This window comes from Candidatus Pelagibacter sp. uisw_138 (assembly GCF_059512485.2).
Window position 1 is genome coordinate 1,176,046 of the sequence record NZ_CM183453.2, and the last position, 11,435, is coordinate 1,187,480.

At 28.4% G+C, this 11,435-nt stretch carries 11 protein-coding genes; 3 read left to right on the forward strand and 8 right to left on the reverse strand.

Annotated features, from left to right (window positions below; genetic code table 11):
* Positions 1-48 precede the first annotated feature (48 nt).
* The gene (locus tag AC5YGC_RS06330; RefSeq protein WP_496139375.1) at positions 49-765 is read left to right on the forward strand and encodes a 2,3-bisphosphoglycerate-dependent phosphoglycerate mutase; all 717 of its coding nucleotides are present in this window, start codon (positions 49-51) and stop codon (positions 763-765) included.
* Here the strand turns inward: AC5YGC_RS06330 and AC5YGC_RS06335 are convergent.
* The 7 genes from AC5YGC_RS06335 to polA are packed head-to-tail and all read right to left on the reverse strand — an operon-like array spanning position 754 to position 9,251.
* On the reverse strand, positions 754-1,443 hold the full coding sequence (locus tag AC5YGC_RS06335) for a sugar phosphate nucleotidyltransferase (protein ID WP_496139376.1): 690 nt from the start codon (positions 1,441-1,443) through the stop codon (positions 754-756). The genes AC5YGC_RS06330 and AC5YGC_RS06335 overlap by 12 nt on opposite strands.
* Positions 1,440-2,405, reverse strand: a complete 966-nt coding sequence (locus AC5YGC_RS06340) for a phosphotransferase (protein ID WP_496139377.1) — start codon at positions 2,403-2,405, stop codon at positions 1,440-1,442. The genes AC5YGC_RS06335 and AC5YGC_RS06340 overlap by 4 nt, the downstream gene beginning before the upstream one ends.
* The gene (tsaE, locus tag AC5YGC_RS06345; protein WP_496139378.1) at positions 2,406-2,867 is read right to left on the reverse strand and encodes a tRNA (adenosine(37)-N6)-threonylcarbamoyltransferase complex ATPase subunit type 1 TsaE; all 462 of its coding nucleotides are present in this window, start codon (positions 2,865-2,867) and stop codon (positions 2,406-2,408) included.
* Entirely contained in the window at positions 2,851-4,137 is a 1,287-nt protein-coding gene (gene ahcY / locus AC5YGC_RS06350) for an adenosylhomocysteinase (RefSeq protein ID WP_496139379.1), read from the reverse strand. The genes tsaE and ahcY overlap by 17 nt, the downstream gene beginning before the upstream one ends.
* Before the next feature lie 43 nt (positions 4,138-4,180).
* Entirely contained in the window at positions 4,181-5,719 is a 1,539-nt protein-coding gene (locus AC5YGC_RS06355; RefSeq protein ID WP_496139380.1) for an ATP-binding protein, read from the reverse strand.
* Positions 5,719-6,426, reverse strand: a complete 708-nt coding sequence (locus AC5YGC_RS06360; RefSeq protein WP_496139381.1) for a response regulator — start codon at positions 6,424-6,426, stop codon at positions 5,719-5,721. The genes AC5YGC_RS06355 and AC5YGC_RS06360 overlap by 1 nt, the downstream gene beginning before the upstream one ends.
* 50 nt (positions 6,427-6,476) lie before the next feature.
* A complete protein-coding gene (gene polA / locus AC5YGC_RS06365) occupies positions 6,477-9,251 on the reverse strand; it encodes a DNA polymerase I (RefSeq protein WP_496139382.1) in 2,775 nt (924 codons plus the stop codon).
* Positions 9,252-9,301: 50 nt separating this feature from the next.
* On the opposite strand from polA, the gene AC5YGC_RS06370 reads away from it, so the two are divergent.
* Both AC5YGC_RS06370 and AC5YGC_RS06375 read left to right on the forward strand, forming a co-directional pair.
* Positions 9,302-10,231, forward strand: a complete 930-nt coding sequence (locus AC5YGC_RS06370) for an ATP-binding cassette domain-containing protein (RefSeq protein ID WP_496139383.1) — start codon at positions 9,302-9,304, stop codon at positions 10,229-10,231.
* Positions 10,232-10,263: 32 nt separating this feature from the next.
* Positions 10,264-10,815, forward strand: a complete 552-nt coding sequence (locus tag AC5YGC_RS06375) for a biotin transporter BioY (RefSeq protein ID WP_496139384.1) — start codon at positions 10,264-10,266, stop codon at positions 10,813-10,815.
* Here the strand turns inward: AC5YGC_RS06375 and AC5YGC_RS06380 are convergent.
* Positions 10,808-11,371: an ActR/PrrA/RegA family redox response regulator transcription factor gene (locus tag AC5YGC_RS06380; protein WP_496139385.1), complete on the reverse strand. Its 564-nt coding sequence runs from the start codon at positions 11,369-11,371 to the stop codon at positions 10,808-10,810. The two genes, AC5YGC_RS06375 and AC5YGC_RS06380, sit on opposite strands and share 8 nt — an antisense overlap.
* Positions 11,372-11,435 lie beyond the last annotated feature (64 nt).

Here is an 11,435-nt window from a genome sequence, read left to right on the forward strand (position 1 = left end):
ATAATCTTATTTATTTTATTTCTTTTATCAGTTATCAGAATATATCAAATGGCTCATTTAATTTTAGTAAGACATGGTCAAAGTGAATGGAATCTAGAAAAAAGATTTACAGGCTGGGTTGATGTTGATCTCACTGGACAAGGAAAATTAGAAGCCTGCAAAGCTGGTGAATATATTAAGGAAATTAAAATTGATATTAATCATTATTATTCATCATTTCAGTTAAGAGCTATCAACACACTAAAATTTATCCAAGACACATTAAGAGATAAAAGAAAACCAGTTAGAGCCTGGCAATTAAATGAGAGGCATTACGGAGCTTTAACAGGACTAAATAAAGACGAAATGAAAGAAAAACTTGGTGAAGATAAAATCCATGCTTTTAGAAGATCTTGGGATATTAAGCCAGATCCCTTAAGCAAAAATAATCCATATCACCCATTAAATATAGAGGTTTATAAAAGTATTCCAAAAGAAAATATTCCTGACACTGAGTCGCTTAAAGATACCTATGAAAGAGTAATGAAATTTTATATTGATGAAATTCAAGAGAAACTAAAAAATGATGAAAATATTTTAATTTCAGCTCATGGGAACTCTATAAGAGCTCTATGCAAATTTTTATTTAAATTAGATAATCAAAAGATAACATTACTCGAAATACCAACAGGCAATCCACTTTTGATAAGTTTAGATTCAAAACAAAATATTAAAGAATGTTCTTACCTAGATCAAGATAGAGCTAAGGACTTATTAGTTTTTTAATAATTGGTTATAGATATTAAAATCTGTTAGATGTCTAAAGTCTTCCATGCTCTCAAAACCAAATAGCTCATCTTTATTAATTAATTCATTCCAAATATTTGAAATTGAAAAATTACTAACCTTATATGAGTCAAATAAACTCTTATTCAAGATCTGGCACCCTGTATAAATTAAACAATTAAGTTCATCTTTTTTTATTATGTTTTTTTTAAGATTGAAATCACCGCTCAAATTTTTGTCAAAACTCAATTTTTCATTGGCTAATAAAAGTATATTTTTAACTTTATTTAAAAAATAAAACTTCTCCATACCCTCAATGTACTTCTTATAATTTTCATTCCATACAGTGTCTGGATTAAATACAATAAAATCTGTTTCATTAGATGAATTTATCATATTCAAAATTCCACCACCTGTATTTAAAATATCTGAACCATCATTAATTATCTTAATTTCTAAATTAAATTTCTTATCTTTAAGAAATTGTTCAATTTTTTTACTAAGATAAAATGTGTTGATTATAATTTTATTAATTCCTAAAGAATGTATTAAATTAATACAATTTTCTAATAAAGTTGTTTGATTTATCTTTAGTAGAGGCTTTGGGGTTGTCAGTGTTATTGGGTTTAAGCGCTTACCATATCCAGCACATAAAATTAACGCAGTTTTAATTTTCATTTCTGATTTCTTATTTTTTTTGAAAAATTAAGATCTAGTAAACTTTTGAGCTCAGAAAATTTTCTATTATTAGAAATTCTTAATTCAATTAATTTCCAAGCATAAGGAATTAATTTTAAATATTGCTTTTTTTTATCTCTCGCGGCTAATCTTGTAAATATTCCAATGATTTTCATATTTCTTAGAATGGATAATATTTCAAAATCTCTTAATAAAGTAGCCTCGTTAATTCTTTTTTTATTTAATTTTAGATAATAACGATAAATTTTATCTTTAAATATTTTATCTGTTTTAGATCTAACGTCATCAATTAACGAAGCTAAATCATAAGCCCTGTTTCCAATTAAAGCATCCTGCGAATCGATAACTCCTATTTTATTTTTGAACTTCATTAAATTCGATACATGAAAATCCCTATGAACAAAAACTTTTTCTTTTGATTGAAGGTTTGTTAATAAAAATTTAATTTGTTTTTTTATATCAATTTTAAATTTGGTTAATTTATGTTTTTTTACAAATTTTTTTGCATACCATTCATAAAATAAATTTGCTTCATTGAATAATTTAATATTGTCGTAAATTGGAATTCTATAAGTTTTTCCTTTAAAATTTTTAGACCGATTTTGTTTAATTTTTTGGATCACACCAAGTAAATCAATAGATTTTTTGTAGAGAGTTTCTTGTTGGTCTTTATTTTTTTTTAATAGACCAAAAACTGAATCGTCACCAAAATCTTCAATTTCTATATAATTTTTTTTATAATTCTCACTATAAAGCTTAGGTGCTAAAACTTTATTTTTAATTAGAAGACTATTTATTGCATCATATATCAACAAGTTTTTCTCTTTTTCCTTAGAAGCAAAAACTACGATTGATTTTTTGTTTGATGATGACTTTCTATAAAAAGATCTAAATGATGCATCACCTTTAATTTTTTTTAATCTATTATTAGTTTGCAACATCTATTTTTTATTTTTAACTCCCTTAATTGTTAAATATCTTTTATTTAAATCATCATTATATTCAAAAAATAAATCAATTTTGTTATCAATAGTTTTTTTTATTTTCTCAGGCCATTCAACTAATGTCACAATTTCTTCTCTATTTTCAAATAAACCAATATTTTTTATCTCACTATAGTCAGTTAACCTGTACAAATCATAATGCTGTATTATAAAATTTCCAACATCATATTCATTTACCAAATTAAATGTTGGGCTAGTAACTTCAGTTAAATTTATTTTGTTTAATTGTTGAAGATTATTAATTAGGTGTCTTATAAATGTTGTTTTTCCTACACCTATTTCTCCATGAAAATAAGCTACATCTCCTTTATTTAGTGTTCTTGAAAATTTTTTAGCTAGCTCAGATGTTTTATATTCTAAGGAGATATCTATTTTTTCGCTATTAGTAGCGATATGCATCTGGCTTGAATGGACCTTCTGTTTCAACACTTATATAGTCAGCTTGGTCTTTTGATAGTTTTGTAAGTTTTGCTCCTACTTTTTTTAAGTGAAGCATAGCTACTTTTTCATCTAATGATTTCGGTAACACATAAACTTTATTTTCATAATTTTTATGATTATCCCAAAGCTCAATTTGTGCCATTACTTGGTTTGTAAATGATGCACTCATTACAAAACTTGGGTGTCCAGTTGCGCAACCTAAATTTACCAATCTACCTTTAGCTAAAAGAATAATTCTCTTTCCATCAACTAATTCTATTTCGTCTACTTCTGGTTTTACTTCTGTCCATTTGTAATTTTTTAAGGCTTCTACTTGAATCTCGTTATCAAAGTGGCCAATATTACAAAGTATTGCTCTATCTTTCATATTTCTCATATGATCTGCAGTAACAATGTCTATATTACCTGTAGCTGTAACAACAATATCTGCTTTACTTATTGCTTCATCCATTAAAACTACCTCATAGCCTTCCATTGCTGCTTGGAGTGCACAAATTGGATCCGCTTCTGTAACCATAACTCTTGCTCCACTTTGTCTTAAAGATGCAGCACTACCCTTTCCAACATCACCAAAGCCTGCAACAATTGCAACTTTACCAGACATCATAACATCTGTGGCTCTTCTAATTCCATCTACTAAACTTTCTCTGCAACCATAAAGGTTATCAAATTTTGATTTTGTAACCGAATCGTTAACATTAATTGCTGGAATCATTAGTGACCCATCTTTTTCCATTTTGTTTAATGCTTTAATTCCAGTTGTTGTTTCTTCTGAAACACCTTTTACTTCCTTTAATAAATTTTTGTAATCGCTATGCATCATTGCAGTTAAATCACCGCCATCATCTAATAGCATATTTGCTTTCCAGTCTTTTTTACCTTCTATTGTTTGTCTTATGCACCATACAGCTTCCTCTTCTGTTTCACCTTTCCAAGCAAAAACTGGTATTCCTGCTTTAGCTATTGCTGCAGCAGCATGATCTTGCGTTGAAAAAATATTACAAGAAGACCATCTAACTTCTGCTCCAAGCTCTACTAAAGTTTCGATTAAAACTGCTGTTTGAATTGTCATATGAAGACATCCTAATATTCTTGCTCCTTTTAAGGGTGCTTTTCCTAAATATTCTTCTCTTAATGCCATTAGGCCAGGCATTTCACTTTCGGCTATTGAAATTTCTTTTCTTCCAAAGTCTGCTAGCGATATGTCTTTAACTTTAAAATCATCCATTGCTCAGTTTTATATAATAAAAATTTAATTAATCAACTTATGATTAGACTTTAGGAAAGACAATCTCAACATTTGCTCCTTCTTGCGTTACATTGTTTGAGGCATTAATAGTTGCACTATGTAGATCAACAAGGTTTTTTACTATATTTAGACCTAAACCAGAGTGTTCACCAAAAGTATCTGGTCTATTACTATAGAATCTATTAAATATTTTTTTAGTATCTATCTCCTTAAACCCTTTACCTTCATCAATAACTTTTAAAATAATTTTATCTTTATCTCCTTTGTAAATTTCAACTAAGATTTCTTTATTATCCTCACTAAATGAAATTGAATTATCTAATAAATTTGCAATAATTTGTTCAATTCTATTTTCTATTCCATTGATAAAATATTCTTCTTGATCATCTTGATCATTTAACATTATTTTAATCCCTCTTTTTGCTTCATAAATATTATTAAAATCATCTACTACAGACCTTGCAATTAACTTGAGATTAATTTTTTTCATTTTTTCTTTACTTAATGCAACCTCATCTTTTAATATTTGAGAATAATCTGTGATCAATCTTTCAATTCTTTGGACATCGTGATTCAGAATGTTAATTAATTTACTTCTTTGAGATTGATCATCAGTCTCATTTAATATTTCTGAAGCACTTTTTAATGATGTTAGAGGGTTTCTTATCTCATGAACAAGGTCAGTTGAAAAATTTTCTGCATGTGAAATTCTTTTTTGAAGTTCACTTGTCATATCATCTAATGAATTTGACAAAGTTCCTAACTCATCATTTCTACTTTTAAGTTCATTAATATTTGTTTTTTTTTTACTCTTTTCTTTTATAATTTTTGTATACGCTACTAAGTTCTTTATAGGCTTAAGAAAATATCTATTTAAAACAAAAGAGAATATAAATATTACTATAATTATAAATATTGCCGTTCTTAGAATAAATGTTTTTCTTTCATCAATAGCAGATTTAACATCATTGGCATTTTCAGTGATTACTAGGTATCCAATGTTAACTCCATTCAATGTTATGCTTTTAACTGTTGTTAATAAAAATTGATCATAACCTTCCTGAGTAAAGGTGAAGGGTTTTCCATAATCTTTTGACCACGAATAATTAGTAAGAACATCTTTAAGTGAAACAGTTTTTTCTTTATTTAAATTTTTTGTTTCTACAGTTTTTTTGCTTTCTTCTTTATCTAAAGTTTCTAGCTCGACTATATCTAACCTGCTAGAAAAAGATCTTGGATCTAAATCTAGCGTATCAGTATCACCTACTAAATTAAATTGATTATCAAATAAGATAACTCTGTCTAGATTTTGAAATAAAAATCTTGTTGAAAATAAAAATCTTCTAATATCCTCTTCTTCAAATTTTATATTTAATCTTAAAATATGCTCAATTGTATTGTTAATTATCTGAATATGCTTGGATGTTTTGTTTTTTATTAAATTAGGTTTTGCATTGCTAATGTATAGAGCTGCTAAAAACCCTATAATTAAAAAAATAACTAAATTAATAAATAAAAATTTTTTTAATATAGATAAACTTTTTAAAAAATTGCTGAACATTAACCAACGTTCCATCTGTATCCACTGCCATATCTTGTTTCTATAGCTGTAAAATCAGGGTCAACTTTTTTAAATTTTTTTCTAATTCTTTTGACGTGACTATCAATAGTTCTATCTTCAATATCCGTATCTTCTCTATAAGCAATATCCATAAGCTGAGCTCTTTCTTTTATTATTCCTGGTCTCTTTGCTAATTCTTTAACTATTAAAAATTCTGTAGTGGTAAGTTTATCTGGTAATTGCTGGCTATCCCATTCACATTCAAGTTGTGAGGGATCAAGTTTTAGCTTGCCATGTGAAATAATATTTTTTGTGTCTTCAAGATTATTGTTAATATCTTTTTTTCTAAGTTGAACCCTTATTCTTTCTATTAAAACTTTAATGGAAAAACCTCCTGACTTTTTTATAAAATCATCTGCACCCAACTTTAAGCCTAACAGTTCGTCTATCTCATCATCTTTTGAAGTTAAAAAAATTACAGGTAAGGAAGTTTTTTTTCTTAACTTTTTTAAAAGTTCTTCGCCATCCATTTTTGGCATCTTTATATCTATAACAGCAAGATCTGGTGGATTTCTAGTTAACCCAATTAAAGCACTTTCTCCATCAATGTACGTTTGAACTTTAAAGCCCTCTTTTTCAAGAGCTATACTTATACTTGTGAGTATATTTCTATCATCATCAATAAGAGCTATTGTTTGTGTTTGCATAATGTACTTTAAAAATACTAAATTGTTCTAATTTAGGCAATGGAGATAAATTAATGAAGTATTCCCCAATTGTCCCCTGTATTCACATCTACCGTCAATGGTGTTGAAAAAGTGTGTAAATCACTTTCTGTAACACTTGTCATTTCATCCTTAATTATTTCAGTTATATTTTTAACTTCTTTTACCGGAACCTCAAAAATTAGTTCATCATGAATTTGCAATAATATTTTTGATTTATTATTTTTGATGCTTTCAAATTTTTTATTAAGTCTAATCATTGCAAGTCGCATGATTTCAGATGCTGACCCTTGAATGGGAGCATTGATAGCTGCTCTTTCTTGAAAATTTCTTACATTGAAATTTTTATCATTAATTCCATTAAAATGAGATCTTCGACCAAAAATATTATTTACATAGCCACTTTTTCTACAAAACTTAATTGTATTATCCATATAAATTTTTATTTCAGGAAATTTTAAGAAATAAGCATTTAAAAATTCATCTGCTTCATGATTTGAAACGTTGATTTGTTTTGCAAGCCCATATTGTGAAATACCATAAATTATTCCAAAATTAATAGCCTTGGCTTTCCTTCTCATGTCTTGGTCTACCTTTTTTATATCAACATTAAATACTTGGCTTGCTGTAAGAGAGTGAATATCTTCATTATTACTAAATGCTTTTTTCAGCTCTTTGACTTCTGCCAAATCAGCTAAAATTCTCATTTCAATTTGATTATAATCTGCAGATATTAATGTGAAGCTTTTTTCAGCTATAAAAGCTTTTCTTATATTCTTACCATCCTCTGATTTGATAGGAATATTTTGTAAATTTGGATCACTGGAAGCTAGTCTTCCTGTTGTTGTTGCTGCCAATAAAAATGAAGTATGAACTCGTTTAGTGGTTGGATTAATATGTTCAGGTAAAGCATCTGAATAAGTATTTTTAAGTTTAGATACCTGTCTCCAGTCAAGAATTAATTTAGGAAATTCATGTCCTTTAAATGCTAAGTCTTCTAACACACTTGCGTTTGTGGCAAAGCTTCCTTTTCTAGTTTTTTTAAGTACAGCAATCTTTAAATCATTGTAAATAATTTCACCTAATTGTTTTGGTGAAGCAATATTAAATTCTTTTTTTGAAATTTTAAAAACTTCTTTTTCTAGTTTATTAATCTTTTTCTCAAATTTTTCAGACAGTACCTTTAAAAATTCATTATCAATCTTTATTCCTTCGATTTCCATAAATGCTAATATTTTGATTAAGGGTTTTTCAAATATCTCATAAATGTTAGTTAATTTTTCTAATTTTAAATTTTTACTAAATATTTTATATAACCTATAAGTAATATCAGCATCTTCAGCTGCATACTCCATTGCCTTATCCAGTTCTACATCACTAAAGTTTATTTCTTTCTTACCTGTGCCAACAATTTCTTTAAATGAAATTGTTTTATGCTGTAGATGGATCTCGGAAAGGGTATCCATGTTGTGTCTATTTTTTCCAGCATCCAATACATAAGACATCAACATCGTGTCTTCCATTGAATTCATATCTATTCCCTGTTTAAAAAAGACAATAAAATCAAACTTAATATTTTGACCAATCTTTTTTACACTCTTGTCTTCTAAGAGTGGTTTTAATTTTTTAATTACAGCTTCTTTTTTTAAACATCCTTTAAACTTATGACCAATTGGAATATAACAAGCTTTACCAATTTTAGTGCTTAATGAAATTCCCACTAAATCAGCTTGATGTGCATCTAGTGAGCTAGTTTCGGTATCAATTGCTAGTTCTCCAGCTTCTTCTGCTTCGTTAATCCACTCATCTATTTCTTTTTCATTAGTGATGAGATGATAGTTTTTTTTACTTATATTTTGCTGTTTTTTTTCAGGTTTTATCTCTCTTGCGATTTCTCCTAGCTCTGGTTCTCCATATGCAGAAATGACAGAGCTAAGAAGTCTATTAAACTCCATTTCTCGTAAAAATTTATATAGCTTATCTTTATCAATCTCCTTTAGATTAAATTCTTCTATCTTTCTTTCAACTGGAGCATCCTTCATTAGTGTCACTAATTTTTTACTAATTATTGCTTTATCTTTATTTTCTATAAGTGTTTCTCTTCGTTTATTTTGTTTTATTTCTTGAGCACTATCTAACAATTTTTCTAAAGTTCCATATTTATTAATCAGTTCTGCTGCAGTCTTAACACCTATACCTGGAACTCCTGGAACATTATCGCTACTGTCCCCGGCTAAGGATTGAACATCAATAACTTTTTCAGGACCCACTCCAAATTTGGTTATTATATCTTCAGATGTTATAAATTTATTTTTCATTGGATCGAATATACGAACGTCTTTTCTATACAATTGCATCAAGTCTTTATCTGAGGAGACTATTGTTACTTTCGCGCCCTTTGCTATAATTTGTTCTGCATAAGTAGCTATTAAATCATCTGCCTCATAATTTGGAAGGTCTACAGATGGTAAATTAAAAGCAACTACAGACTTTCTTATATATTCAAATTGTGGTGCCAAATCATCTGGGGCTTCTGATCTATTTGCTTTGTAGTCTGAATAAATTTCATTTCTAAAAGTTTTTCTAGCTGCATCAAATATTACTGCAAAGTGTGTAGGTTTTTGAAGATTTTCATTCGATTTTGAATCTTCTAATAGTTTAAATAGCATGCTACAAAACCCACTAACTGCACCAACAGGTAAACCATCTCTTTTTCTAGTTAGAGGTGGTAATGCGTAATAAGCTCTAAAAATATAACCCGAACCATCTATTAAATAAAAATGGTCTGTTTTTTTTATTTTATCCATTAAATAATATTATCTTAATAATTTTAAATACTATAAATGTATTAACACGCATGGAGCAAAAAAATATACTTTCTGTTAAAAACTTAAAGAAAATTTATTCAAGTAAACAGACTGGAGATAATCTCGCATTAAATGATTTAAACTTGGACGTGAAAGAAGGAGAAATTTTTGGTCTACTAGGTCCTAATGGTGCTGGGAAAACAACATTTATAAATATTTTAGCAGGAACAGTGGTAAAAACAGCAGGACAAGTAAATGTCTGGGGGTTTGACCTAGATAAGAACCCACGACAAGTTAGAGCTTCGGTTGGAATAGTGCCTCAAGAAATAAATCTTGATCCATTTTTTAGTCCAAGGAAATTATTAGAGTTACAGGCTGGCCTCTATGGAATTAAAGAAAAAGATAGAATTACAGATACGATTCTAAAATTAGTATCCCTAGAAAAGCAAGCTAACAGTTATGCTAGAAGTTTATCTGGTGGAATGAAAAGAAGGTTGCTAATGGCTAAAGCTTTAGTTCATCAGCCACCAATAGTTATTTTAGACGAACCTACAGCTGGTGTTGATGTGGAGTTAAGGCAGAATTTATGGAAAAATGTAAAATTACTCAATGAACTTGGTGTAACTATCATTCTAACAACTCATTATCTTGAGGAAGCTGAGGAAATGTGCAAAAGAATAGCTATATTAAATAAAGGAGATATTGTTGCTCTAGACAGCACTAAAAATTTATTAGATAGAATTCAAACCAAAAAAGTAACCTTTAAAACTGACATGAAGATTAATATTAACGAAAATGATCTAGAATCTTTAAAAATAGTCTCACACTTAGATAATGAGGTTTGTGTTTCTTATGAAAAAAGTAAAATTAATATGGAAGAATTAATTAATTTAATTAAGAAAAATAATGTAAAAATTATAGATATTTCAACTGACGACGGTGATTTAGAGGATGTTTTTTTAAGACTAATAAAAAACTAGATTATCACATTAATAAATAGTAATTTGTAGATATGGATCTATTAAAAACAAACTCAATTCAAAAAGTATTAAAAACATTTATTCTAATTTTCATAGGAACAATGGCTTTAACTATTTCAGCTAAATTAAAAATACCATTTTATCCTGTACCTATGACAATGCAAACCTTTGTAGTTCTATTTTTGGGAATTGCCTTTGGATATAAAATTGGCCTAGCATCTGTAGCTGTTTATCTTCTAGAGGGTATTCTAGGAATGCCAGTATTTTCTAACTCACCAGAAAAAGGTGTTGGGATAGTTTATTTTACTGGTCCAACAATGGGATATTTAATTGGGTTTTTATTTGCTTCTTTTCTTGCGGGCTATTTAAATTTTAATAAAAATATTTTTATAATTTTTGGAAAATTAATATTTTCTGTTTCAGTAATCTATGTATTTGGAGCTATTTGGTTGGGAACTTTAATTGGATGGGACAAACCAATTCTTCAGTTAGGAGTTACACCATTCTTATTAGCTGAATTATTTAAGATTTGTTTGTTAACTATATTAGCTAAAAAAATTATTAAATTTAGAAAATTTATCTAGGGGATCTTTTAGATAAAATTCTTTGTAATGTTCTTCTGTGCATTTTAAGTCTTCTGGCAGTTTCAGATACATTTCTATTACATAATTCAAAAACTCTATGAATGTGCTCCCACTTAACTCTATCAGCTGACATGGGGTTTTCTGGTGGTTCAGCTTTTTTCTCTGGATCAGCTAGCAATGCTTTCTCAACATCATCTGCGTCTGCTGGCTTTGCAAGATAATCAATTGCACCTTCTTTAATCGCAGCTACAGCTGTTGGAATATTTCCATATCCTGTTAGCATTATAATTCTACTGTTTGGATTAGAAATTTGAATTTGTTTTACTACTTGAAGCCCGTTTCCATCAGTTAGTCTAAGATCAACAACAGCAAAACCTGGTTTTTTTTCTATAACTGATTGAATACCTTTTTGCACACCCTCAGCTTGAAAAACCTCAAACCCTTTTTTTTCCATTGCTCTAGCAAGCCTGTCTCTGAAAGGATTGTCATCATCAACGATTAATAAGGTTTTATTGTCAAAATCAGCAAGTTTTTTTAAATTGTTCAGTTCAGTCATCTCATTAATATGGTGCCTTATCTAATAATTTCAACACTTATTATTTACTTTACATTAATTAATT

Coding starts and splice junctions, on each gene's coding strand:
- AC5YGC_RS06330 (WP_496139375.1), top strand. CDS start 49: ATGGCTCATTTAATTTTAGTAAGACATGGTCAAAGTGAATGGAATCTA.
- AC5YGC_RS06335 (WP_496139376.1), bottom strand. CDS start 1,443: ATGAAAATTAAAACTGCGTTAATTTTATGTGCTGGATATGGTAAGCGC.
- AC5YGC_RS06340 (WP_496139377.1), bottom strand. CDS start 2,405: ATGTTGCAAACTAATAATAGATTAAAAAAAATTAAAGGTGATGCATCA.
- tsaE (WP_496139378.1), bottom strand. CDS start 2,867: ATGCATATCGCTACTAATAGCGAAAAAATAGATATCTCCTTAGAATAT.
- ahcY (WP_496139379.1), bottom strand. CDS start 4,137: ATGGATGATTTTAAAGTTAAAGACATATCGCTAGCAGACTTTGGAAGA.
- AC5YGC_RS06355 (WP_496139380.1), bottom strand. CDS start 5,719: ATGTTCAGCAATTTTTTAAAAAGTTTATCTATATTAAAAAAATTTTTA.
- AC5YGC_RS06360 (WP_496139381.1), bottom strand. CDS start 6,426: ATGCAAACACAAACAATAGCTCTTATTGATGATGATAGAAATATACTC.
- polA (WP_496139382.1), bottom strand. CDS start 9,251: ATGGATAAAATAAAAAAAACAGACCATTTTTATTTAATAGATGGTTCG.
- AC5YGC_RS06370 (WP_496139383.1), top strand. CDS start 9,302: ATGGAGCAAAAAAATATACTTTCTGTTAAAAACTTAAAGAAAATTTAT.
- AC5YGC_RS06375 (WP_496139384.1), top strand. CDS start 10,264: ATGGATCTATTAAAAACAAACTCAATTCAAAAAGTATTAAAAACATTT.
- AC5YGC_RS06380 (WP_496139385.1), bottom strand. CDS start 11,371: ATGACTGAACTGAACAATTTAAAAAAACTTGCTGATTTTGACAATAAA.